This window comes from Pedobacter nutrimenti, assembly GCF_003208655.1.
In the GTDB taxonomy this organism is placed as follows: domain Bacteria; phylum Bacteroidota; class Bacteroidia; order Sphingobacteriales; family Sphingobacteriaceae; genus Pedobacter; species Pedobacter nutrimenti.
Genome location: NZ_QKLU01000005.1, coordinates 30889 through 56652, shown reverse-complemented (window position 1 = coordinate 56652; position 25764 = coordinate 30889). Strand labels below are relative to the sequence as shown.

Annotated in this window: 23 protein-coding genes; 8 read left to right on the top strand and 15 right to left on the bottom strand. The window is 40.7% G+C overall.

Going from position 1 to position 25764, the window contains the following annotated elements:
- Window positions 1-32: 32 nt before the first annotated feature.
- Together B0O44_RS15100 and B0O44_RS15095 are read left to right on the top strand one after the other, a co-directional pair.
- The gene (locus tag B0O44_RS15100) at window positions 33-893 is read left to right on the top strand and encodes a sigma-70 family RNA polymerase sigma factor (RefSeq protein WP_008242129.1); all 861 of its coding nucleotides are present in this window, start codon (window positions 33-35) and stop codon (window positions 891-893) included.
- 109 nt (window positions 894-1002) lie between these two features.
- Window positions 1003-2451, top strand: coding sequence for a glyceraldehyde-3-phosphate dehydrogenase (locus B0O44_RS15095; RefSeq protein WP_110832107.1), 1449 nt, complete (start codon window positions 1003-1005; stop codon window positions 2449-2451).
- A 66-nt stretch (window positions 2452-2517) separates the two neighbouring features.
- Here the strand turns inward: B0O44_RS15095 and B0O44_RS15090 are convergent, their stop codons facing one another.
- On the bottom strand, window positions 2518-3501 hold the full coding sequence (locus B0O44_RS15090) for a potassium channel beta subunit family protein (RefSeq protein WP_110832105.1): 984 nt from the start codon (window positions 3499-3501) through the stop codon (window positions 2518-2520).
- Window positions 3502-3669: 168 nt separating this feature from the next.
- On the opposite strand from B0O44_RS15090, the gene B0O44_RS15085 reads away from it, so the two are divergent.
- The gene (locus tag B0O44_RS15085) at window positions 3670-4611 is read left to right on the top strand and encodes a M28 family peptidase (RefSeq protein WP_110832103.1); all 942 of its coding nucleotides are present in this window, start codon (window positions 3670-3672) and stop codon (window positions 4609-4611) included.
- Window positions 4612-4647: 36 nt separating this feature from the next.
- Here the strand turns inward: B0O44_RS15085 and B0O44_RS15080 are convergent, their stop codons facing one another.
- From B0O44_RS15080 to B0O44_RS15065, 4 genes are all read right to left on the bottom strand, one after another.
- Entirely contained in the window at window positions 4648-6306 is a 1659-nt protein-coding gene (locus B0O44_RS15080) for a S41 family peptidase (protein ID WP_146229848.1), read from the bottom strand.
- Window positions 6307-6402: 96 nt separating this feature from the next.
- A complete protein-coding gene (locus tag B0O44_RS15075) occupies window positions 6403-7017 on the bottom strand; it encodes an HAD family hydrolase (protein WP_110832099.1) in 615 nt (204 codons plus the stop codon).
- Entirely contained in the window at window positions 7017-7520 is a 504-nt protein-coding gene (locus tag B0O44_RS15070; RefSeq protein WP_110832097.1) for an ATP-grasp domain-containing protein, read from the bottom strand. Before B0O44_RS15070 ends, B0O44_RS15075 begins: the two co-directional genes overlap by 1 nt.
- 5 nt (window positions 7521-7525) lie before the next feature.
- Entirely contained in the window at window positions 7526-8176 is a 651-nt protein-coding gene (locus tag B0O44_RS15065; protein ID WP_110832095.1) for an ABC transporter ATP-binding protein, read from the bottom strand.
- Between the two features lie 264 nt (window positions 8177-8440).
- Here B0O44_RS15065 and sucC point away from each other — a divergent pair, with 264 nt between their 5' ends.
- Window positions 8441-9631, top strand: a complete 1191-nt coding sequence (sucC, locus tag B0O44_RS15060) for an ADP-forming succinate--CoA ligase subunit beta (protein ID WP_110833003.1) — start codon at window positions 8441-8443, stop codon at window positions 9629-9631.
- Window positions 9632-10158: 527 nt separating this feature from the next.
- A complete protein-coding gene (gene asnS / locus B0O44_RS15055; RefSeq protein WP_110832093.1) occupies window positions 10159-11607 on the top strand; it encodes an asparagine--tRNA ligase in 1449 nt (482 codons plus the stop codon).
- Between the two features lie 70 nt (window positions 11608-11677).
- Here asnS and B0O44_RS15050 read toward each other — a convergent pair whose 3' ends face one another.
- Entirely contained in the window at window positions 11678-13336 is a 1659-nt protein-coding gene (locus B0O44_RS15050) for an FMN-binding glutamate synthase family protein (RefSeq protein WP_110832091.1), read from the bottom strand.
- Window positions 13337-13414: 78 nt separating this feature from the next.
- On the opposite strand from B0O44_RS15050, the gene B0O44_RS15045 reads away from it, so the two are divergent.
- A complete protein-coding gene (locus B0O44_RS15045) occupies window positions 13415-14035 on the top strand; it encodes an L-threonylcarbamoyladenylate synthase (protein ID WP_110832088.1) in 621 nt (206 codons plus the stop codon).
- A 22-nt stretch (window positions 14036-14057) separates the two neighbouring features.
- Here B0O44_RS15045 and trpA read toward each other — a convergent pair whose 3' ends face one another.
- The 6 genes from trpA to recR all read right to left on the bottom strand — a co-directional run bounded on the left by trpA (window position 14058) and on the right by recR (window position 19342).
- On the bottom strand, window positions 14058-14828 hold the full coding sequence (gene trpA, locus B0O44_RS15040) for a tryptophan synthase subunit alpha (protein ID WP_110832085.1): 771 nt from the start codon (window positions 14826-14828) through the stop codon (window positions 14058-14060).
- A gap of 10 nt (window positions 14829-14838) precedes the next feature.
- Window positions 14839-16020 carry a tryptophan synthase subunit beta gene (trpB, locus tag B0O44_RS15035; protein ID WP_110832082.1) on the bottom strand — a complete coding sequence of 394 codons (1182 nt, stop codon included), beginning with the start codon at window positions 16018-16020 and terminating at the stop codon, window positions 14839-14841.
- Between the two features lie 30 nt (window positions 16021-16050).
- On the bottom strand, window positions 16051-16671 hold the full coding sequence (locus B0O44_RS15030; protein WP_110832080.1) for a phosphoribosylanthranilate isomerase: 621 nt from the start codon (window positions 16669-16671) through the stop codon (window positions 16051-16053).
- A 4-nt stretch (window positions 16672-16675) separates the two neighbouring features.
- Entirely contained in the window at window positions 16676-17665 is a 990-nt protein-coding gene (gene trpD, locus B0O44_RS15025) for an anthranilate phosphoribosyltransferase (RefSeq protein ID WP_110833001.1), read from the bottom strand.
- Between the two features lie 221 nt (window positions 17666-17886).
- Complete coding sequence (locus tag B0O44_RS15020) at window positions 17887-18702, bottom strand: SDR family oxidoreductase (protein ID WP_110832078.1); 816 nt, start codon at window positions 18700-18702, stop codon at window positions 17887-17889.
- Between the two features lie 25 nt (window positions 18703-18727).
- Entirely contained in the window at window positions 18728-19342 is a 615-nt protein-coding gene (recR, locus tag B0O44_RS15015) for a recombination mediator RecR (protein WP_110832075.1), read from the bottom strand.
- A gap of 231 nt (window positions 19343-19573) precedes the next feature.
- Between recR and B0O44_RS15010 the strand changes: the two genes are divergently transcribed.
- Both B0O44_RS15010 and B0O44_RS15005 read left to right on the top strand, forming a co-directional pair.
- On the top strand, window positions 19574-21079 hold the full coding sequence (locus B0O44_RS15010) for a sodium:solute symporter (RefSeq protein ID WP_110832073.1): 1506 nt from the start codon (window positions 19574-19576) through the stop codon (window positions 21077-21079).
- An 18-nt stretch (window positions 21080-21097) separates the two neighbouring features.
- On the top strand, window positions 21098-21805 hold the full coding sequence (locus B0O44_RS15005) for an LOG family protein (RefSeq protein ID WP_110832070.1): 708 nt from the start codon (window positions 21098-21100) through the stop codon (window positions 21803-21805).
- Between the two features lie 77 nt (window positions 21806-21882).
- On the opposite strand, the gene B0O44_RS15000 is transcribed toward B0O44_RS15005, so the two are convergent.
- The 3 genes from B0O44_RS15000 to B0O44_RS14990 form a co-directional block, all read right to left on the bottom strand.
- Window positions 21883-22476: a DUF502 domain-containing protein gene (locus B0O44_RS15000; RefSeq protein WP_110832068.1), complete on the bottom strand. Its 594-nt coding sequence runs from the start codon at window positions 22474-22476 to the stop codon at window positions 21883-21885.
- A 9-nt stretch (window positions 22477-22485) separates the two neighbouring features.
- Window positions 22486-24942 carry a bifunctional UDP-N-acetylmuramoyl-tripeptide:D-alanyl-D-alanine ligase/alanine racemase gene (locus tag B0O44_RS14995; RefSeq protein WP_110832065.1) on the bottom strand — a complete coding sequence of 819 codons (2457 nt, stop codon included), beginning with the start codon at window positions 24940-24942 and terminating at the stop codon, window positions 22486-22488.
- Window positions 24943-25050: 108 nt separating this feature from the next.
- A partial coding sequence (locus tag B0O44_RS14990) for an NAD(P)-dependent oxidoreductase (RefSeq protein ID WP_245943675.1) occupies window positions 25051-25764 on the bottom strand: 714 nt, incomplete at its 5' end.

Below are 25764 nucleotides of genomic sequence, written 5' to 3'. Positions count from 1 at the left end.
TTCAAACACATAACGAGTACCAAAGCACATAAATGAGACAACTCAAAATCACGCAATCCATTACCAATCGTGAAAGTCAATCCTTAGACAAATACCTGCACGAAATTGGTAAAGTAGATTTAATAACCGCCGAAGAAGAAGTAATACTAGCAAGAAAGATACGGGAGGGAGATCAGGCTGCACTTGAGCGCTTAACCAAAACCAATTTACGTTTCGTTGTTTCTGTTGCAAAACAATACCAAAACCAGGGCCTGACCTTGGGTGACCTGATCAATGAAGGTAACCTGGGTTTAATTAAAGCCGCTAAACGTTTTGACGAAACCAAAGGTTTTAAATTTATTTCTTATGCGGTTTGGTGGATTCGCCAGTCGATTTTACAGGCTATTGCCGAGCAAAGCCGTATTGTGCGTTTGCCTTTAAATCAGGTAGGTTCCCTGAGCAAAATCAGTAAGGCCTTTTCTAAACTGGAACAGGAATATGAACGCGAGCCTTCTCCGGAAGAACTGGCAGATATCCTGGAAACTACTGTGGATAAAATTTCAGACACCCTAAGCAATTCAGGACGTCACGTATCCATGGATGCACCATTTGTACAGGGTGAAGAAAATACATTACTTGATGTACTGGAAAATCATGAACCCAATACAGACAGCAGCTTAATCAATGAATCCCTATCTGAGGAGATCAAACGTTCCCTGTCTACCCTGACTGAACGCGAACGGGAAATCATTGTGCTGTTTTTTGGATTAAGCACAAACCATCCCCTATCACTTGAAGAGATCGGCGAGAAGTTTAACCTGACCAGAGAGCGTGTACGTCAAATTAAAGACAAAGCATTACAACGCCTGCGCCACACTTCAAGAAGTAAAATTTTGAAGTCTTACCTGGGATAAACACTTACGGAACATAACCTTTTCATAAGGTGATATTTATACATAAAAAAGATTGGGTACTCACCCAATCTTTTTTACTTTTGTGGCATTCTAACCAAAATTTGTAGAAATGCTAAAAAAGTACCAATCAGAGTTTCAGAACTGGATTGAAAAAGAAAAAAAAGCAATTGAATTAATTAAGGTTGTCGGACAATTATGGTTTGACAAATCCATTGAACTGGTCCTGTTCCGTAAACCTTTATTTGATGTCGGCAGCAGCGAGATCCTCGCACACCATCAATATGCCAAAGAGGTCAGCGGAAAAGACATCAGTATCTACGAAACCCTGGAGCTGGCCATCGCCATTTCCAATTGCAGCATTGCCCCTTCCAGAATTGACCTGGGAAGACTGGCTTCAGAATGGCTGGACGACAATAACAATTACCCTTCGGTCCGTGATTTCATCATCAGCAAACTGAGCAAACACATTGGCAAAGACAAAATCAGCCTGACCCCAAAAGATGTTGTTCTGTTTGGTTTTGGAAGAATTGGACGTATTGCCGCCAGAGAACTGATCCTGCAGGCCGGAAAAGGGGAACAACTTCGCCTAAGGGCCATTGTTACCCGCAGCTGTAGTGATGAGGAACTGATTAAAAGGGGAGAATTATTAAGGACTGACTCCATTCATGGCCCTTTTAACGGAACCATTATTGAAGACTTTGAGAACAAAGCCCTGATCATTAATGGACAAACCATTTATTTTATTGTTGCCAAACAGCCCGAAGACGTAGATTATACGGCTTATGACATCCATGATGCCCTGCTGATTGACAATACCGGTGTTTACCGTGATCGTGAGGGATTAAGTAAACACTTACAAGCCAAAGGCATCAGTAAGGTCTTATTGACTGCGCCTGCCAAAGGTGACATTCCGAATGTAGTTACCGGCATCAACGATGCAGATATCGATTTTAATACAGAACATATTTTATCCAATGCATCTTGCACCACCAACGCTATTGTTCCGGTTTTAAAGATCATTGATGATGCTTTCGGTATTGAAAAAGGACACATTGAAACCGTTCATTCTTATACCAATGACCAGAACCTGCTGGACAATTACCATAAAAAATACAGAAGGGGACGTTCTGCGGCCCTGAACCTGGTGATCACAGAAACAGGTGCAGATAAAGCCGTAGCAAAGGTAATCCCTCATCTGGGCGGAAAATTAACCGGAAACGCGGTTCGTGTACCGACGCCAAATGTTTCCCTGGCCATTTTGAACCTCTCCCTGAACAAAATGACTTCACTCGACGAGGTAAAGGACATCCTTAAACAGGCTTCTTTATTTGGTGACCTTTCCGAGCAGATTGAATACTCCATCTCCAACGAACTGGTTAGTACCGACCTGATCGGCAACAGCCATGCATCTATTGTAGATGGTCCGGCCACCATTATTGCAAAAGACAATAAATCGGTAGTGCTGTATGCCTGGTACGACAATGAATATGGTTATACGCGCCAAGTGATCCGTCTGGCCAAAAAACTGGCCGGTGTGGTAAGGCTAACTTATTATTAAGCGCTCATGCGCTAAAAATAAAAAAGGGTTCTTCGATAAAGAACCCTTTTTTTTATGGAACAAAGATTAAAATTGAGGCAACACCGGTTTGGTTTTTACAATATCCTCTATCTTTTCCATTACTTCTGTGCTCAGCAAAGGAACAACTTCGAGCGTGGTTAAATTTTCTTTCAGCTGCTGGGTTTTTGAAGCCCCTAAAATGACGGTACTAACATTTGGGTTTTTAAGACACCAGGCCAGGGAAAGTTTGGCCAGGGGTACATTCAGCTCATCGGCAAGAGATTGTAACTTCCTTGCTTTTTCCAGTTTTTCCTCATTCAGGACGGCATCCTTTAACCATTCCATACCTTTGAGGTCCAAACGGGTATCTTTGACTTTTCCAGAGGTGTATTTTCCTGAAAGTAAGCCCGAGGCCAAAGGCGACCAGATGGTCGTCCCTAAACCATACTCCTTAAACAGCAGCAGGTATTCTTTTTCCATTTTATAGCGTTCAATCAGATTGTATTGCGGCTGCTCCATGGTTGGTCCGATCAGGTTGTACTGCTTTGCGACAACAATGGCTTCCATCAGTTCGGCCGCACTCCATTCGGACGTACCCCAATACAAAATTTTACCCTGTTGCAATAAGGTATTCATTGCCCAGACAGTTTCTTCTATAGGTGTATTTTTATCCGGCCGATGGCAAAAGTAAAGATCTAAATAATCTACCTGAAGTCTTTTAAGCGCCCCGTTACACGCCTCAATGACATGTTTTCTGGACAAACCCACCCGGTTTGGGCCTTTATGTTCTGTACCAAAAAAAACTTTACTGGACACCACAAAAGATTCGCGCTCCCATTTATGTTTTTTGATGCTCTTACCCATCACCTCCTCCGACTTACCTGCAGCATAACCTTCTGCATTGTCAAAGAAATTTACCCCTGCATCATAAGCAATTCCCATTAATTCATCAGCGACCGAATCACTGATTTGCTGACCAAAAGTCAGCCAGCTCCCTAAAGATAAGGCACTCACCTGTAAACCCGATTTACCTAAACGTCTGTATTCCATATTAAGCGATTTTTATATTTAAGCACAAATTATAATATAATTCCTACAACATTATTCCTTACGTTAAGTTTTTACAAAACCATGTGGAGTAGTCATAAAATAATGATATATTAGATCATCAAATTGTCATAAAACCTTGATAAGCTGTATTAACTAACCTTCCCCGTCATGAAAATTTATTTTTTACTTCCTCTGGCCTTGCTGCTGAGCTGCAGGTGTGTTAAAAATTTCAACAAAAATCAAAGCTACGAAAAGCAGCTGTTCAAGGATGTTGAAGTACTTTCATCAGACGCTTTTGAAGGCCGAAAGACAGGGACTAAAGGATCAGAAAAAGCAAGAAATTATATAGAAAAACGCTTTAAGTCTATTGGTGTTTTGCCTTTTTCCTCATTTCCAAAATATGAGCAGTCTTTCAACTTTAAAGACAACAGTGGAAATGCACTGACCGGTAAAAATGTAATTGGTTATATACAGGGAAAAACCGATGAAGCCATTGTTATTTCTGCACATTATGATCATTTAGGAATCATCAACAACGAAATTTACAACGGAGCCGATGACAATGCTTCAGGTGTGGCCGGCTTGTTAAAAATAGCGGCTTATTATGCCAAATCAAAGCCAAACAACACCTTAATTTTTGCTGCCTTTGATGCCGGGGAACAGGAATGGAAGGGTTCACGGGCTTTTGTCGCCGGTCCACCGGTTAAATTGTCCTCTATTTTTCTGAACATTAACCTGGATATGATCAGTCACAACGACCAGAATATTCTTTATGCTGCCGGTACTTTTAAACATCCTGAACTGAGAAACTATGTGATCTACACCAATCCTGAACTAAAAATTCTATTTGGCCATGACAATCCAAAGATCAGTAGTGATGACTGGACCAATCAAAGTGATCAGGGGGCATTTAATGCCGTAAACATTCCTTTTCTTTATTTTGGGGTGGAAGATCATAATGATTACCACAAATCAACAGACAAATTTCAAAACATCAATAAAACCTTCTTTATCAGCGCAGCCAATGCCATTCTTGAAGTGGTGGACCATATAGATAAGAAAAAAGATGTCAATGCCATTTTCAGGGAAAAGGTGATCATGAAGAAATAAAAAAGGCGGCTTTAAAAGCCGCCTTTTTTATTTCTTTTATTTTAGTCTGTGGCGGGTTTCCACCATGCCGTTAAACTTGGTGTTCACCCCATTACTTGGCATTTGTTTTAAAGTTTCGGTACTCATTGCCCTATTGTTAATGGTTACTGTAGAAGACAAGCTGCTTACCGTTGCCGGAGCCGGAGACAGAATGCTCAACGCCTTTTTAAAATAACTTTCATTAACATCACCAAAATCATGGGTGGAGTCATCATACAAGCCAGTACCAGCTGGAAAATCCGGCGTGAAACCAGCATAATAACCTCCTTCTCCCCTGGAGTTTTTGGTTTCAAAATTTGGCATATAAACCGTATAACGGTTTTCAAGTACAATTGGGAAAAACCCTACCGGCTTTCCATAAGTGGTTGTCCCGATCAGCTTAACGTTATTCACATATGGTTTTAAACAATTGATCACCAGTTCGCTTGCAGAAGCGGTATTGCCAGACACGATAAATATCAGGTTCTGTATACCGGTCAGGGAGCCTTTTTTGCTAATGTTATAGGTATTTCCCGCTTCCGAATAATTCACATCCGCATAGGTCAACATTCTTCCATTAGAATAGATAATTTTTCCGGCCCCATCGGTTAAAGGCTGATTAACCAGTATTTTGGCATTGCCGGCCTGCATGGTCGGATTATAGTACTCCTTATACAATACCCCTGAGGCGGAAGAAGGGATAATCAGGTTCATCAGGTATTCAGCAGTTTGAACAGAGCCTCCTCCGTTATACCTTAAGTCTACCACCAGGTCTGTAATTCCGTTTGAGGCAAAATTGGCAAAGATCGGATCCAGGCTTACATCGGAAGGGTTTCTTGAATCCGGATTGCTCAAAGTAGAGAAACGGGCATAGGCCAGATAACCGATCTTTTTTCCACCCTGGTTCACTACGGCCGATTTGTAAATTGGTGTACTGGTATATTTGGTAACGCTTAAGGATAAATTATCAAATTTTGTTCCATCGGTCCTGGTCCCTGAAAAAGTGGCTGTAGTCAGTTTATTACTGGTAATGTTGTTCATCACCACACTTTCATTGGCAAAATCAGTTCCGATACTCGCTCCGTTAATTTTGCTGATGATGGTGCCCCTTGTAATGCCTGCATTGGCTGCCGGAGAATTGGCATAAACGCCTCCAACATACAATACATAATTGTTGTCACTTGGTCCATAACCCTGGAAAAATAAAAATCCCATATCATAGCCAATGTTATCCGTTCCTACAGAGGCATCTGCGCTGGATTGCTGTGCATTAGAAAGCGTATTGTCTTCGATCCTTGAATATTTAGGAACGCTGGGGTTGCTTGTCCGGTATTCATAAGGCTTGCCTGTGGCCGGATTGATTTTCAGCTGCGAAATGGCAAAAAGCTCACTATTGTAATTTGTCAGGTTCACAGAAGAGGAGGAATAACCTCTGGGGTTAAAGACATCATAGCTTGGCAGGGCATCATTCCAATAATAAATATCTTTTGCATATAAAAATAAAGAGTCCAGGGTCAGCTGCATCCTGGTACCAGCAACGGGCGGTGTAGTAGTACCTCCCCCTCCGCCACCAGGTGCCGGGGCTTCTACATTGTTTTTTTTGCAGGATCCGGCTGTAATCGCAAGAACAAACAGCAGGTACCAGCCCATTTGTTTCTTTAGTAGGAATAGTTTCATCTGTACAATAAATTTAGGTTCTAATGGGGGTTTTAATATTCATTAACCAGCCATTGGCAGATGGACGGGGATTTCTGAATTAAGTTAATTACGTAATTAAGATACAAATAGTCTTTCAACTTGCAAAAAATCTATATCGGTATTGAAAACATAATAATCCTTACTCCAATTTTTTTCCACCACCAAGATCTTTTTGCCTTTAAGTTGATGGGTTTCAATCAAATGGTCCAGGCCCTTATCTCCTTCTTTGGTACTTAATTCTTCAGAAAAATAAAGCTGCAGATGAGGTTCAAGACCTTTCCAATCGGTTTGTTTGATTTTATTCAGCTGGCTTTCAGGATGTCCTGAAACCAATAAAAACAAAGGCTTTCTTTCCACAACAATAGCCTGAAGGAAACTCAGGACTTCTTCAAACAACAACAATTTGAGGGGCAACCTGATGTTCCTGTGCAGCAGATCAAAATTAAGTTTGTATTTTTCAGGTATGCCAAATTGCGCTGCTGTCTTTTCAAAAATACCATCAGGCCCCTGCTGCTGGTAAGTATTTTGCATAAAACTTAAAATCGGTCCTGCTTCCTGCTGCTCCCCGTATTCAATAAATTGTGCGAACAAATAATAAACCTGAAGAAAAAAATCCTTTTCCGGATAAATCACATTGTCCAGATCGAAAACAAAGGCATCGTAGGTTTCAATATATTTTTTTAATTCCATTATGCGATCGTAAAAAGCACAGCAGTTGGGTCTTGTATTCCCAACCCTATATAAAATACCCCATTTAATTGTTTGGATTTCCCGGTTGCGCGAATTTCAGGTTCAGCCGAGGTGGCAAAAATCAGTTCCCCCTTCTGAAAAACGGCCCATTCTTTTCCCCTGGCAACCTCCTGCTGAGGATAAAAATACTTGGGCAAGTCTGTCAATTCGGGCAATAAAACATGTATGCCAAACTCTTCAAACAGCAGTGCCGATTTTGTTACTGCTGATATTTCAAATTCATGCAGGGGTAAAAGCTGTTCTGCGCCATGATCCAGACAAGCATTCAGTAAATGATGTGCAGTAGTCTCGTCATTCCGTGCCCCCAGTGCAATCAGCTGATAATTACCCGCAGAAAATGCCGGCACATCACCATAATCGGCCAGTAAGACTTCCTGATTTTCAAAGGCTTTTAAAATTTTATAGGAAATGGAGGACTTGCCTCCGGTGATCAGTACTTTCAATATATTTAAATAATTAATCCATCTTTCATGGTAACCACCCGGTCACTGATTTTGGCCAGGTCTTCGTTATGGGTAACAATAACAAAAGTTTGCTGAAAGTTGTCCCTTAGGGTAATAAAAAACTGGTGCAACAGATCTGCATTTGCGGAATCGAGGTTACCGGAAGGTTCATCGGCTAAAATAATTGCCGGGTCATTGATCAATGCCCTGGCCACGGCAACCCTTTGCTGTTCTCCACCAGACAATTGGTTTGGTTTATGGCCCGCACGGTCCTTTAGCCCTAAAAGATCTAATAATTCAAGGGCCTTAGCCTCTGCTTCTTTTTTATTTTTTTTTGCAATGAAGGCCGGGATACAAACATTTTCCAGCGCCGTAAATTCAGGAAGCAGATGATGGAACTGGAAGACAAACCCAATATTTTCGTTCCTGAAGATACTAAGGAGTTCCCCGGAAAGCTGCGTAATTTTGGCACCTTTTAATTCTACAACACCGCTATCTGCCGTATCCAATGTTCCAAGTATATGTAATAAAGTACTTTTTCCTGCACCTGAAGCTCCAATGATACTTACAATTTCACCTTTATTCACTTCAAAATCGACCCCCTTAAGGATAGGGAGTTTTCCATAAGACTTTTTTATACCTGTAGCTTTCAGCATAAATGCAAACTTACAAATTTTAAAGGCGCTTTAAACAGATCATGGCCAGTTAAATTGCTATTTTTTCATACAAAACAATAACGGACTGCAGATGCTTTATATAAAAAGCGACAAATGCAAAGTTTGAGGATGTATTCTTCTGCCGGATCTTCACAATAAGGGCATGGTTCTTACAAAACTTTTACCTTTTCTTTTAAACAGTTTCTTAGAATAAGTTTTTTAAACCAATCTGAAATTGTAGATTTGAGCAAATTTTTTCAGCAAATGAATATCCACGAATATCAAGGTAAAGAAATACTTAAAAGTTTTGGTGTAGCCGTACAGGAAGGCATTGTTGCCGATACGGTAGAGCAAGCTGTTGAAGCTGCAAAAAAAATGAAAACTGACTTTAACTCCGACTGGGTTGTGATCAAAGCGCAAATCCATGCTGGTGGAAGAGGTAAAGGCGGAGGCGTAAAGCTGGCTAAAAACCTTGACGAAGTTAAGGAAAGAGCATCTGCCATTTTAGGCATGCAGTTGGTTACTCCTCAGACTGGTGCTGAAGGTAAAAAAGTACATAAAATTTTAGTGGCACAAGACGTTTATTATCCAGGTGCTTCAGAAACCAAAGAATTCTATATCAGTGTATTGCTTAACCGTGCAAGCGGAAGAAATATCATCATGTATTCTACCGAAGGTGGTATGGACATTGAAGAAGTTGCAGAACATACCCCTCACCTGATCTTCAAAGAAGAAATTGACCCTAAAGTTGGTCTTCAGGGATTCCAGGCCAGAAAAATTGCTTTCAACCTGGGCCTAAGTGGTAACGCGTTTAAGGAAATGGTAAAATTTGTTTCTGCCTTATATAAAGCTTACGACAGTACAGATTCTTCTATGTTTGAAATCAACCCTGTGTTAAAAACTTCAGATGATAAAATCATTGCTGTTGACGCAAAAGTTGATTTAGACGAAAATGCATTGTTCCGTCATCCTGATTATGCGGCCATGCGTGATAAACTGGAAGAAGATCCTACAGATGTTGAAGCAAGTGAATCTAACCTGAACTATGTAAAACTTGACGGAAACGTTGGTTGTATGGTAAACGGTGCTGGTTTGGCGATGGCCACTATGGACATCATTAAAATTGCAGGTGGTGAGCCGGCTAACTTTCTGGATGTAGGTGGAACAGCAAATGCACAAACAGTTAAAGCTGGTTTTAACATTATTTTAAAAGATCCTAATGTTAAAGCGATTCTCATTAATATTTTTGGTGGTATTGTTAGATGTGACCGTGTAGCACAAGGTGTTATCGATGCCTATAAAGAAATTGGTAATGTACCTGTTCCGATCATCTGCCGTTTACAGGGAACAAATGCAGAAGAGGCAAAAAAATTAATTGACGATTCTGGCCTGAAAGTATATTCAGCAATTGCTTTGAAAGATGCTGCAGACCTGGTAACCAAAGTACTCGCCTAATAATTAATTAAATTTTTTATATAGAGGGCCGGTTACAAATTGTAACCGGCTTTTTTTATACAGGTTGTTTTTGAATAGGTTATGCTAAAAATAAAGAAACCTCCTGCATGAGCTGCGGGAGGTTTCTTAAACCAAATATAAATTAAACGAGCATTACAAATATATATAAATTTTATATAAAAACAATTTTTTATCATTTATTTTTAATAAAAGAATAATAAAATCATAAAAACAAAAATAAACCACACTAAAAAACAATAAAAACAATAAAAAAATACAAATAATTTAAAAAAAATATAAAAATAACAATCAAAAAAATATAAAAAACGCATAAAAAACTAAAAACAAACAAAAAAATAAAATAATACAAGTAAAAAATCACAAAAACACCAAATAATAGAGGTAAAAACTCAAAAAAATACAAAAACGACAAAAAAGAAACAAAAATAATTTAGATACTGATTTTCCAATACCACATCCATTTATAGAAGTAAATCATTATTTTTGACGCTCTTTCAAAAAAGACCATGATTAAAAGAGAAAAAATAAAAGACCTGCTGGAGTATACCGAGTTTAACAAAGAGGTAACGGTTATGGGTTGGGTGCGTACTTTTCGCAACAACCAGTTTATTGCACTGAACGATGGCTCATGTATGGGTAATGTTCAAATTGTTGTAGACTTTAATAATACCCCTGATGAGTTGTTAAAAAGGATCACTACCGGCGCAGCCATTGCTGTTCAGGGAACAGTAGTCGAATCTCTTGGAAAAGGTCAGAAGATTGACATCAAAGCCTCCTCTATTGAGATTCTGGGAGACAGCGATCCGGAAAAATTTCCTTTGCAGCCTAAAAAGCACAGCCTGGAGTTCCTGAGAGAAATCGCTCACCTGCGTTTTAGAACAAATACTTTTAATGCCGTATTTAAAGTCCGTCATGCGCTGGCCTTTGCCATTCATCAGTTTTACAATGAAAGAGGCTTTGTTTATATGCATACACCGGTCATTACCGCATCTGATGCTGAAGGGGCAGGTGAAATGTTTAAAGTCACCACACTGGATTTTGACCATACCCCACGCACGGAAGATGGAAAAGTAAATTTTCAGGAAGATTTCTTTGGACGGGCAACCAACCTGACGGTTTCCGGACAATTGGAAGGCGAACTGGCTGCAATGGCTTTTGGACAAATTTATACTTTCGGACCTACTTTCAGGGCTGAAAATTCCAATACGACACGTCACCTGGCAGAATTCTGGATGGTAGAACCTGAATTTGCCTTTGCAGATCTGGAAGACAATATGCAACTGGCTGAAGACATGCTTAAATATGTGATCCGCTATGCTTTGACCCATTGTAAAGAGGAACTTGAATTTTTAAACAACAGGCTGCTGGAAGAAGAAAAATCAAAACCACAGAACGAACGCAGTGCGCTTTCCTTATTGGAAAAACTAAATTTCTGTCTGGACAATGATTTCGAAAGACTAACTTATACAGAAGCTATTGCCATTTTAAAATCTTCAAAACCAAACCAGAAAAAACAGTTTAAATACCTGATCGATGAGTGGGGGGCTGATTTACAATCTGAGCATGAACGTTACCTGGTTGAAAAGCATTTCAAAAAACCAGTGATCCTGACCGATTATCCTGCAGACATCAAATCTTTCTATATGCGCCAGAATGAGCTGGATGGGCAAGGCAGAAAGACCGTTGCAGCCATGGACATTCTTTTCCCGGGTATTGGGGAGATCGTTGGTGGTTCACAAAGGGAAGAACGCCTGGACAAGCTTACCGCACGTATGGAAGAGCTTAACATTTCACAGGAAGAACTTTGGTGGTACCTGGATACCCGTCGTTTTGGTTCTGCCCCACATTCGGGCTTTGGACTGGGTTTTGAAAGATTGATTTTATTTGTAACCGGAATGACCAACATCAGGGATGTAATAGCCTTTCCTCGTTTCCCGAACAATGCGGAGTTTTAAACTCCAATTGTTATCGTATAAAAAAAGCCCTGTTCTAAATGAACAGGGCTTTTTTTATACGATTTATTTTTTAGTGCTCCTGGTGCAGGTTATCTGTATAAGAGTTTGCATGGGCATAATCAATTGAAGACACCTTATAGTCTGTTGGCGCAAAACTAGAGGCCGTACTTAAAGCCATCCCCAACTCAAATCGCAATGGATATGGGGTTTGCATTAAACTACCTTCAGGGATATACGGAAAGGTTTCAATATAGGACTGTGTCATGTTTTGTGCAATTCTCCTGTTGATATAAGCCCTTGTCAGCTGATAAGGATGGCGCAAGCCTGCTGCTCCAAGCAATTCCACTGCGCTCGCTACAGTTAACCGGTGAAAGTTAAATACCCTTACTTTTTTATCGTCTACCACCAACCCCTTCATTAAACTAGGGTCTTGTGTGGCTACCCCTGTCGGACAGGTATTGCTGTTGCATTCCAAAGCCTGAATACAACCCAAAGCAAACATCATGGCCCGGGCAGCATTACACATATCGGCCCCCAGGGCTATATTTTTAACCAGATCAAAACCAGAAGCCACTTTACCTGAGGCAATAATTTTAATGTGTTTTTTGATTCCAAATCCGGTCAGTACATCATATACAAAAGCGACCCCTTCTCTGAGCGGCATACCAACAGCATTGGAGAACTCCTGAGGAGAGGCACCAGTACCACCTTCCCCACCATCAACGGTAATAAAATCCGGATAGGTATTGCTTTCAATCATTGCCTTACAAATTGCAAAAAACTCACTTTTACGGCCAATACACAATTTAAACCCTACTGGTTTGCCACCAGACAATTCCCTGAGTTTTTTAATGAAAGCCATCATCTCTAAAGGAGTAGAAAAAGCCGAATGTCCCGGAGGCGAAATCACGTCAAACCCTTCTTTAACCAGTCTGATCCTGGAAATTTCAGGAGTCACCTTTCTGGCCGGCAAAATTCCGCCATGCCCAGGTTTAGCTCCCTGAGAAAGTTTTATTTCGATCATTTTTACCTGTTCCAGTTTTGATCTTTCAGAGAAGGCATCAAAGTTGAATGTTCCGTCATGGTGCCTGCAGCCAAAATAACCTGTACCGATTTGCCAGATCAGATCACCACCCGGGTTCAGGTGATAATCACTAATTCCTCCCTCACCGGTATTGTGTGCAAAATTACCCATTTTAGCACCGCCGTTTAAAGCCATAATGGCATTTTGGCTCAAAGATCCAAAACTCATGGCCGAAACATTATAAATACTCGCAGAATAAGGCTGAGCACAATCTGGTCCGCCGACCAGAACCCGTGGATCTTCATCAAGTTCGTGATGGCTGATGGCCGCAATACTGTGACTTAACCATTCATATCCATTTTCATAAACATCCAGCTGGGTCCCAAAAGGAATGGTATCATTTTCTTTTTTGGCCCGCTGGTAAATCAGGGAACGGTTTAAACGGCTAAAAGGCTTTCCATTGGTATCGCTTTCAACAAAGTACTGATAAACTTTAGGCCTCAGGTCTTCCATCAGGTATCTAAGTCTGCCCAATACGGGATAATTTCTTACGATGCTGTGTTTAGGCTGATATAGATCATAAACACCAAGAATTACAATGGGACCTACAAAAATAAAAGCCCAGAAGAACGGTGGCCAGGCCAGACTGATCATAACCGTAGCTGTCACCAGAAATGCAGCTATTGCGATAAATGCTTTTCTCATAAGAGTTAAAATACTAAAATAAGGTCAATAGTACGAGATTTCTAAGGATAGAGACGAAAGTTTTTCATATTTTTACATATGCTTATCAAAATCTATCCTGAGAATCCAAACCCAAAAGCCATAGAACAAGTTGTTGAGGTTTTGAAAAAAGGAGGCTTGATCATCTATCCTACTGATACCGTGTATGGACTGGGTTGTGACATCACCAACCAGAAGGCCATAGAAAAGATTTGCCAGATCAGGGGCATAAAACCGGATAAAGCAAATTTCTCTTTTGTCTGCTCCGACCTGCGGCATATTTCTGATTTTATAAAACCCATTGACACCACGACCTTCAGGGTCCTTAAAAAAGCCTTGCCAGGTCCCTATACTTTTATCCTGAATGCCAACAATAATGTGCCTAAGCTGTTAAGCTCCAAGAAAAAAACAGTAGGTATCCGTGTCCCTGATAATGAAATTGCACAGGAAATTGTAAGACAGCTGGGAAATCCCATCATTTCGGCCTCTATTAAGGATGATGATGAACTGATCGAGTATTCTACAGATCCAGAACTGATCCACGAAAAATATGAAGAGCTTGTGGATCTGGTTATTGATGGGGGTTACGGAGACAATGAACCTTCTACGGTGATCGATTGTACTTCCGGTGACTTTGAAGTGATCAGAACAGGGAAAGGAAGCCTGGAAGATCTTTTTTAAACCTTCCAGACTGTGCCGGACATTAGGCCCTGAATGCCTCCATAAATGCTGTAACAGACTTCTTTGAAGGGCTTTCATTTAAGGACTTTACAAAAGCAGTTCCTATAATAGCGCCGCTGGCGTATGCACAGGCCTGGTCAAAAGTTGCCTTGTTGTGAATCCCAAACCCAATCATTAAAGGGTTTTTAAGATTCATCCCTTTAATCCGGGAAAAATAGGCTTCTGTACTTTGCGATACTTCCAGATTTTTACCTGTGGTCGCAGAAGAGGAAAGCAAATAGATAAATCCAGTCGTTAGGGCATCAATTTTATGAATGCGTTCTTCGGAGGTTTGGGGGGTTACCAGAAAAATATTACATAAACCATATTTTTTAAAAGTTTCCTGATAATACAACTCGTATTCTGTCATCGGTAAATCGGGAACTATGCATCCATCTACACCAACCTCTGCGCATGCCTGACAAAAATTTTCTACACCAAACTGTAGCATTGGGTTCACATAACCCATTAACAATACCGGGATACTGATTCTGGAACGGAGCTCTTTTAATTGTTTGAATAACGTTTTCAGACTCATGCCGTTCTCCAGGGCCTGCTTACTGCTGGCCTGGATTACAGGCCCGTCTGCGACAGGGTCAGAATAAGGAAAACCGATTTCCAGCAGGTCAGCACCTGCCTGCTCCAGTTCTTCTGCAATTTTCAGGGTATCTTCCAGACCTGGAAAACCTGCTGTATAATATATAGACAGGATGTTCGATTTTTTATCCTGAAATAATTTATTGATTCTGTTCATTTTTTCGGGTTTATAAGCCAAAATATTTCATATATGTATCCATGTCTTTATCGCCTCTTCCTGAAAGACAAACCACTACATTTTCCTGTCCATTGAATTTCATTTTTTCCAGATACGCCAATGCATGGGCACTTTCTATTGCCGGAATGATTCCCTCCAGCTGGGTACACAATAATCCAGCCTGCAAGGATTCGTCATCTGTAATAGAAACGTAAGTCCCTCTTCCGGTTTTAAACAAATGGGCATGCTGAGGGCCTATGCCAGGATAATCCAATCCGGCAGAAACCGAAAAAGGTTCCACCACCTGTCCATCTTCGGTTTGCATCAGAATGCTTCTGCTGCCATGCAAGACCCCTTCTTTTCCAAGGGCGGTGGTCGCTGCAGAATGTCCGCTATTTACACCTTTTCCTGCGGCTTCTACAGCAATCAGCTTTACTTTTTCATCCTGGATAAAATGATAGAACATTCCCATTGCATTACTCCCTCCTCCTACACAGGCCAATACATAATCCGGTTGATCGTTTCCGGTTTGCTCCAGCAATTGTTTTTTTGTTTCCTGTGAAATAATCGATTGAAAAATAGCAACCATATCGGGATAAGGATGAGGCCCAACAACAGAGCCGATGATGTAATGTGTATCTATCGGATTATTGACCCAGTCTCTCATGGCCTCATTGGTGGCATCCTTTAGGGTTTTGGAACCGGAAGTTGCCGGAACAACAGTGGCCCCCAGCATTTTCATTCTGGCCACATTCGGGGCTTGTCTTTGGATGTCAATTTCACCCATATAGACCACACATTCCAGCCCCCTTAAAGCACAGACCGTTGCAGTTGCGACCCCATGTTGCCCTGCTCCGGTCTCGGCAATAATCCGTTTTTTACCCAACCGTTCGGCCAAAAGGATCTGCCCAATGGTATTGTTGATTTTATGCGCCCCGGTATGGTTCAGGTCCTCACGTTTTAAAAAAATATTTGCATTGTACCTGGCAGACAATCTTTTAGCCAGGTATAAAGGAGAGGGCCGCCCAACATAGTCTTTGAGCAATTGATGGAACTCTTTTTTAAAGGACTCCTCCTGAATAATATTCAAATAGTTCTGCCTGAGTTCTTCTACATTGGGATACAACATTTCGGGAATATAAGCTCCTCCAAAATCTCCGTAATAACCGCTTTGGTCAACAAAATAATTCATACGTTTATGATATTTGTTTCCATTAAACTTTTAATGGAACAGTTTATTTTTAAATTCTCTTAACTGGTCAATATTTTTAAGACCAGGTTCCAGTTCAAACCGGCTGTTGATGTCAACAGCATACAATCTGTTGTCTTGTATTTCTTTGATAAGCTGCACCTGCTGCGGGCCGATCCCCCCACTTAAGAAATATGGAGTATCCAAATGATACTGCTCCAGCAATTTCCAGTTAAACAATTTCCCGGATCCACCGTGCCCTGCTGTCTGGGTATCAAATAGAAAATAGTCCACAAATTCCTGATAGGCTGTAAGTTGATCGAAATCAAACGTTTCACTAAGCCCAAAGGCTTTAATGAGCTCAATCCGCAAACCAAGTTCCTTAAATTGCGCACAATATGCAGGGCTTTCATTTCCATGGAGCTGGACGGCTGAAAGCTTATATTTTAGGATGTATTCCAGAATTACCCCGATCGGCTGGTTCACAAAGACACCGGTCTTTTTCACATGCTGCGGAAGCTCTGTGGTTAAGTCTGCTGCATATCTTTTAGATCCCGGATAAAAAATAAAACCCATATAATCAGGTCCCAGTTCTGCTACCTCGGCAATGTTCTGTTTTTCCCGCATCCCGCATATCTTTAACTTGAGCTCCATTGGTCTATGAATTAAGCAATCTTTTAAAACTGTGTAAGGCTTTCCCGCTCAACAAAGACGCTTCTGCTTCATAAAAACAATCTCCAAATGACCTGGAACCATTTATGGTTTGCAATGCCAAAGCGGCGTTACAAAGCACCACATTGTTCTGGGCATCGCTTCCTTTCCCTTCCAGAATATCCGTGAAAATTTTTGCTGAAGAAGCCACACTATCCCCACCTTTAATCTCCTTTTCACTGATCGTCTCAAAACCAAGGTCTGAAACTTTTATAATCGCCTCTCCTTTTTTACTGAACGTTTTAATGTCACAGGTCAGGGAAATTTCATCAAAGCCATCCAATGCATGCAAAATGGTATAGTTGTTTCCTGTTTCCTGATACAAATAGGCATATAAACGGGCCAGTTCCAGACTAAAAACACCTACCAACTGGTTTTTTGGCCTGGCCGGATTACACATTGGCCCCAGCATATTAAAAAAAGTTTTTACGCCCAGTTCTTTACGGATCGGAGCTACTATTTTCATGGCCGGATTAAAAAGGGGGGCATGGATAAAACAAATCCCTGCCTCATCCAGATTTCTTCGCAGTACATCCTGATCATTGCTGAAGGTGTAGCCCAGGTATTCCATCACATTTGAGGAACCACAACCGGACGAAACACCGTAATTACCGTGTTTGGCCACCTTATTGCCCGTCCCGGCGAGTACAAATGAAGCCAGGGTCGAAATGTTAAAGGTATCTTTACCATCTCCTCCGGTGCCACAAAGATCTATGAGCTCATAATTGGAAAAATCCAGTTTTACGCAAAGGTCCAGCATGGCATCCCGAAATCCCTGTAACTCCTGCACAGTAATGTTTCGCATGCCATAAGCGGTAATGAAGGCCGCAATCTGGGCATTATTGTATTCTCCCATGGCAATAGAGGTCAGGATCTTCTGTGCCTGCGGCCGGCTGAAACTTTTGTTTTCAAATAAGTGGTTGAGTATTTTCTTCATTGCTGTAAAACAAAAAAGGTTGCCTTTTATAGCAACCCTTAAATTATTTATATAAAATAAAACGTACAAAAACAGGGTCACACTACGCGCTTGCGTTGTGCCACCACCAAAAATTAAGTCCGTTTGTTAAAATCATCTTAAAGCAAAGATGGAATAGTTTTTAATATTTGCAAAATAATTATTGAAATAACTTAGAGATTATGGCAATCATTTAACCAAAATTATTTTATCAGGGCCTTTTTCTCTTTTGTAAAATGGTTGAAAACGAGTTTATCGGCCAGTGCAGGAAACAGTTTATTGATCCACACAGTCAATTTACCCTGTCCTCCCATAATGAGAGTTCTTTTGCGTGAAATGACGCCTTTAACAATATCCGCCGCGACCTGTTCGGCTGTCATCATTTTTCCTTCATCCATACTGGTCTCACCATGCGATTCTCCATCAGCCGACAAGGCTGTTACCCGGATATTTGATGCTGTAAACCCGGGACAGGCCACCATTACATGTACGCCGGTATGCAGCAATTCCGTTCTTAAAGATTCCATAAAACCATTCATCGCAAATTTGGATGCAGAATAGCCCGTCCTTCCCGGCAAACCACGATAACCGGCTATGGAAGAAACACCAATTATACTCCCCTTAGTCTTCTGAATTTCACTTAAGGCATATTTTGTACAATAAACGGTCCCCCAAAAATTCACATCCATCAGTTTTTTAAGTACAGAAAGATCCAATTCGCTGAACAGGGCCCGCATGGATATCCCGGCATTGTTCAGCAATATATCTATCCCGCCAAATGTAGCCATCGCCTGCCTGACGAGCTGTTCACAGTCGTCTTCTTTACTGACATCTGCGGAAACGGCAATGGCCTTAACCGGATATCTTTTTTCAAGGTCGGCAGTGATTTCACAAAGCGTTACATATTGTCGGGCGGCAAGAACAAGATTTGCACCTTTTTTTGCAAATTCTTCTGCGCAAGCTTTTCCTATGCCTGAAGATGCCCCTGTAATCAGGACGGTTTTACCCTTAAAGTTCATCTGGTATAAATTCAGTTAAAATGTATTATTTCATTGCAGTCTCATACGGCACCCGCGTTACAATAGAACGGCCAAGCGTAATTTCGTCGGCATACTCCAGTTCTCCGCCAAAAGCTATGCCCCGGGCAATCGTTGTAATCGGAACCTGGAAGTCTTTAAGTTTTTTGTATAAATAAAAAATAGTGGTGTCCCCTTCCATGGTTGCACTTAAAGCAAGAATGATCTCTTTGACTTCTGTTGTGGCCACACGTTGCACCAGTGAATCTATAAATAAGTCCGATGGCCCAATTCCATCCATTGGTGAAATCAATCCACCAAGCACATGATAGGCCCCAAAATACTGGGAGGTATTCTCTATCGCCATCACATCACGGGTGTCTTCCACCACACAAATCACCTCTTTTTCCCTTTTATTGGATCTGCAGATCTCACAAACATCCAGATCGGAAATATTATGGCATACGGTGCAATGCTTAATTTCCTGTCTTAATCTGATGATGGAATTGCCAAAATGTGTTACTTCTTCTTTTTCCCTGCCAAGTAAATGCAAAACCAGGCGCAATGCTGTTTTTTGACCAACTCCAGGTAATTTTGAAAATTCATTGACTGCATCTTCCAGCAGTTTAGAAGAAAAATTCATTTTACAAAAATAGATAAATTGCTCAAGCATTTATAAGCGGCTCTAATTTTTTTCAAAGCTGTTAAAAATGAAACAATACCTGTTTCTTTTACTTTTTTAATTGTCATACAGCTTTTAAAGCCCAATTCATTGTATTTTGTTGGTATTAAGTTTATGCTGGTTTCAGCATTTGCGTTTTTTTTAATTGGAAAATCGCGATCGTTTCTTACATTTAGAACCTAAAAACAAACTATGAGCCCAGCGATACTACTTTCTTTTTTAATTGGTTATTTTCTGATCCTGATCATCATTGCCTTTGCTACCTCAAAAAAATCATCTGACAATTCCACCTTCTTTATTGCAAACAGAAATTCCAAATGGTACCTGGTTGCTTTTGGGATGATTGGAACGGCCTTATCTGGCGTAACCTTTATTTCTGTTCCCGGCGAGGTTGGTGCCCCTTCGGGTAACCAATTCCAGTATTTTCAGTTTGTACTGGGCAATGCAATTGGCTTCATTATTATTGCCACTGTGCTCCTTCCGCTTTATTACCGAATGAAACTCACCTCTATTTACAGCTATATAGAACAGAGGTTGGGTTATTACAGCTATAAAACGGCAGCCTCTATTTTTCTGATCAGCCGCACCATCGGTTCGGCCTTTCGCTTGTACTTAGTGGTTATCGTATTACAGCGTTTTATATTTGACAGTTACGGTGTTCCTTTCTGGGCAACTGTACTGATTTCCCTTGGACTGATTTGGTCCTATACTTTTAAGGGTGGTTTGAAAACCATTATCATTACCGATACCCTGCAGACTTTTTTCCTGGTCTTGTCTGTATTTTTAACTTTATACTTTATTTGTAACAGTCTGGATCTGGATATACCAAGAGCTTTTGAAACCGTCAAAAACAGTGGTTATTCCAAAATATTTTTCTATGAAGATTTTCTGACCAGTAATTTTCATTTCAGCAAACAACTGCTCGGGGGGATCTTTGTAACCATTGCCATGACTGGTCTTGACCAGGATTTGATGCAAAAAAACCTGAGTATGAAAACCATTAAAGAAGCACAGAAAAATATGTTTACTTTCACTGGCGTTTTTGTGGTCTTAAACATTTTCTTTTTAAGCGTTGGTGCCCTGTTGTATATCTATGCCACAAAAAATGGTATTGCAATTCCTTTGGATCATATGACCGGCAAACCCAGAACGGATTTTCTTTTTCCTGAAATTGCTTTAAATCATTTAAGCGTAATTCCTGCCATTGTTTTTATGTTGGGATTAACCGCAGCAACGTTTGCTACCACAGATTCTGCACTTACTGCCCTTACCACTTCTTTTTGTGTGGATTTCCTTCATATGGATAAAAAAGAAGATTCCAATTCCAAAGAAGCGGTTAGAAAACGTCACACTGTACATATTGCCTTTTCCGTTGTCCTTTTTCTGGTCATTATTATTTTTAATGCCGTCAATGATGAATCTGTGGTTAAGGGAATTTTTAAAGTCGCCTCCTATACTTATGGTCCGCTTTTAGGCTTATACAGTTTTGGTCTCTTTGTAAAAAGAGGATTACATGATAAATTAGTACCTTTAGTGTGTATCCTTTCCCCTGCTTTGTGTTATTTGTTAAATGCATATTCCGCAGAGCTACTGGGAGGTTATGCCTTTAGTGTCGAATTGATCCTTGTAAATGGATTGATCACTTTTGTTGGATTATTACTGATCAGTAAAAAAACAGATCTACAAACAAAATTTTAAAACATTAATATAGTAAGAATGACAAGTGAAGAGAAAATAAGAAGTGCTTTTGAAAATAAAAACTGGCAGGAGATTAAAGTAACAGACTCCTGGCAAATTTTCAAAATAATGGCCGAGTTTGTTGACGGCTTCGAGAAATTAGCAAAAATAGGTCCCTGTGTTTCCATATTTGGTTCTGCAAGAACTGCAGAGACCAATCCATATTACCAAATTGCCGTAGAGTGTGGCCGGCTATTAACTGAACGTGGTTATGGCGTCATTACCGGTGGCGGACCTGGCATTATGGAGGCGGGTAATAAAGGCGCCCATATGAATGGGGGTAAATCTGTAGGGTTAAACATAGACCTTCCTTTTGAGCAGTTTCATAATAAGTACATTGACCATAATAAACTCCTGGAATTTGATTATTTCTTTATCAGGAAAGTGATGTTTATGAAGTATTCCCAGGGTTTTATTGTGCTACCTGGCGGAATGGGTACTATGGATGAGCTTTTTGAAGCCATTACACTGATCCAGACAGGAAAAGTAGCCCGTTTTCCGATTGTACTGGTTGGAAAAGAATACTGGAGTGGTTTGGTGGACTGGATTACCAATACCATGCTAAAGAAAGAACACAACATCCATGCAGAAGATCTGAATTTATTCAGGCTGGTGGATACTGCTGAAGAAGCGGCAGAACATATTTTTCGTTTTTATGATAAATATGTGCTTAAACCAAACTTTTAAGGGTTTGGTTTATAAAGAAAAAGGCAGGCCGCTTATTGCGGTCTGCCTTTTTCTTTAGGATAAATATCTGTTTAAATTTAATTCAAATGGCTTACCCCACCTGAAACCACCAGCTTCATGGCTTCTGCAGCACTCATATTCAGGGGCTTTATCTTTTCATTTTTCACCACGTAAACCTGGCCGGCAAAAGAATAAGAAAAGGGAAAATAAACAATGGCTTCCCCAGGCAAACCAATAGATTTTAAATCACTCTGCGTAAGGAAACCTATTCTTTTCAAATCCCCTTCAACATCTACCAGAACCGGATGGTTAAATTTCTTTTCATCACCGACAAAGGCTTCGGTCAGGTCCTTAATTGAAGAGTAAATAAACTTGATAATAGGGAGCTTGTCCAGCAGTTTCTGAAACCAATTATACATGGGTTCGGTTACAAAATTGGTCACAAAAATTCCTGCGGCCAGAATAATACCAACCACCAGTGCCAAACCAAGTCCGGGAATATTCCGGCTTGCACCCGTCCGGGGATCTACGCCAAGAATGTTATTGACGTTCAGCCAACTGTCTACGGTGGTTACCCCCCAAACGACAATAAAAATACTTAAAGCAACGGGCAATACAATTAATAAGCCTTTAATCAGGTAATTCAGCAGTGCCCTTCCAAGTCTGTTCATAGGACAAAATTACTCATAATAATAGATCCGTTTAACCCTTTGGGAAATATTGGTCAGGATTTCATAGGGAATCGTACCTATTTGTCTGGCAAGATCAGAAATGGTCAACTGTTCATTAAAAATAATTACTTCATCCCCATTTTTCACCTCTGTTCCCGAAACATCCAGCATACACATGTCCATACAAATTGAACCTATTGTAGAAACTTCCTTTCCCCGGATGAGCATTTTACCTACCCCCTTACCAAAACTCCGGCTATAACCGTCTGCGTAACCAATTTTGACCGTTGCGACTTTCCCCCCTTCAGGTAAAACCCCGTTACGGCCATAGCCTATGGTTTCTCCGGGTTTAACATCTACGACCTGCGTTACAGTCGTTTTGAGCACAGCCACTGTTTGCAAGCCCTTATTGTGTTGCAGGCCCGCATCAAATCCATACAGGCCAATACCAAGTCTCACCATGTCCAGTTGCGCTTCCGGATGTCTTGAAATACCGGAAGTATTGGAAATATGACGAATAAATTTGTAGCCTAAACCCATTTCCACTTGTTCTGTAATGCGAAGGAACAAACCGATCTGCTGGCGGGTAAATTCATCGTGCTGTGGATCTTCACTGCCTGCCAGATGCGAAAAAACTGACATAACCTTGATTTTATCTGCAGTTTTAAATACAGAAAGCATATCATTGACTTCATTTTCTGCAAAACCCAGCCGGTGCATTCCCGTGTCAATTTTCAGATGGACTGGGTAATCATGTTCATGATCCGGAAGAAAATCGAGAAACCCTTTTAAAATATCCAGGTTATAGAGCTCGGGTTCTAATTTATATTTTATAATCGCTTCAAAAGCAGAGGGCTCCGGGCTCATGACCATCAATGGCAAGGTGATACCTGCTTTTCTAAGCGCAATACCTTCGTCGGCATAAGCTACGGTCAGATAGTCCACCTTATGGTATTGTAAAACATTGGCAATTTCAAAACTTCCACTCCCATAAGAAAATGCTTTAACCATAGCCATGACCTTTACACCAGGCTTAAGTTTTGATTTATAAAATTTAAGGTTGCTGGCCAGGGCATTAAGGTCTATTTCTAACACGGTATCATGAATTTTCTGTGTCAGCAATTTACTGATCCGCTCGAATTCAAACTTACGCGCGCCTTTAACCAGTATGGTCTCATTACTAAAGTGCAGTCCTGGAAAATCCTCAATAAAGTCCTGGGTACTGTTATAAAATATAGTTTCCAGTTCAAAAAGCTTAGCAAAAGCAGCGATATTGGGCCCTATGCCAATTAGCCGGTTCAGGTGTTTCTGCTTAATCAGAAAGGCAATGTCAGCATATAAAATAGCGTTATCCTTACCCGTTTCATAAATATCAGAAAGGATCAGGGTCTTTTTTAGGTGCTGGTTCTGCTGGTTCAAAAAGTCGAGGGCAATCGCCAGCGAAGAAATATCTGCACTGTAAGAATCATCTATAATAGAACACTGGTTAATGCCGTTTTTAAGTTCCAGGCGCATTTTGACCAGGCTAAGTTTTTCCAGTCGCCGATCTGCTTCTTCAGGACTATAGCCCAAAGCAAGCAATGTTGCCCAGCAAATGATTCCATTTTCTACAGACGCTTTATCTCTGAAAGGGATCAGGCATTCGATTTCATTTCCTGCATAACTTGCCCGGATATAACTTCTTCCATCTATTGGTTCTACAAACAGGATCCTCAAATCAACACCTGCACTGTTTCCCCAGGAAAATTTCCTTTTCCCTGGTAATTCTTTAGAGGACATGCCCTGGGTATATTCGGGTGAATAGATAAAAAGTTCCGAATCAGAAAAAAGTTTTAACTTCTCCTGCAGTTTCTCCTTTCCGGATGAAAAGCCTTCAGCATGTGCTTCACCAATATTGGTGAGTATTCCTATACTGGGACGGATCATTTTTTCAAGGATTTCCATCTCTCCATTTTTTGAAATCCCTGCTTCAAAAATACCCATCGTATGTTCTGCCTGGATTTGCCAAACCGATAAGGGTACCCCTATTTGCGAATTGAAACTTTTAGGGCTTCTGACAATGTTATAATCTGCAGCCAGGAGTTGGTACAGCCATTCTTTCACAATTGTTTTGCCGTTACTTCCGGTAATGGCCAGCACGGGAAGGTTAAAAGCATTTCTATTATAGGCCGCTATTTTTTGCAAAGCACTTAATACATTGCCGACCAAAATAAAGTTCGCATCTGGGTACCTGGCAATATATTCTTGTTCACTGATCACAAAATTTCTTAATCCATGCTGATAAGCATCTTTAATGTATTCATGCCCGTCCCTTTGCGCCGATAAGGCAAAAAACAAAGAATTCTCTGGATCGATAACCGTGCGGCTGTCAATAACCAGATGATTGATAATGCTATCCGGTGTTGAAATAAAAGGCTTGGCGTCTAAAATGCTGGCTATATGCTGCATGCTGTAAATCGGTTCCATGTGTAGATTTTGAAATGACCGTTTTTGATTGGGCTAATACAACACGAAGGTAACAAAAAGATGGCCAATGTCTGAATTTTGAAACATTGACCATCTTTATTTTAGCGATTAATACGCTGCCGTAAAACGTTGTTTGGGATGCTTATGATGTTCCAGTTCATCGGCAATAACCACAGCAAGGTCCTGCACGGAAAGAAAACTCCTGTTGTTTTGGTCAAATACCGGCTCATCTTTTCCTAAGCGGTATTTACCTGTACGTCCGGTTGCTATACCGGGGTGCATTTCAATGGCGGGGCTAAAAAAAGTCCAGTTCAGTTCATGCTCTTTTCTAATCGTATTCAGGTAATCTCTGGCTGCTGTTGCGCCGGCTTTATATTCGGCAGGAAAATCCGGGCCATCCACCAATTGCTGGCCGTTGATTTCCAGGCTGCCTGCTCCTCCAATAACGATTAAACGTGGTTTTGCTGCAGCCTTAACTGCTTTTTGTATCGCCTGGGAGCCGGCAAGAAAATCATCATATAAATTCGGATTGGTCCATCCGGCATTGTAAGCACTGATCACAGCATCTTGTTCTTTAACAGCTGCGGTTAAGGCTTCTGTATCCAGAACATCTATCCCTTTAACAGTTAATTTCTCATCATTTACGGTCAACTTTTCCGGATGACGCACCAGGGCCAGAACTTCGTGTCCCCTGTTTAATAATTCTTTAAGGATGCTGGTTCCAACAAAACCGCTTGCTCCGATTAAGGCTACTTTCATCTTGATTTTATTTATTGTTTTTAATTGTAAGATGGATCCTTTGAGGTTCAAAATAATCATGGC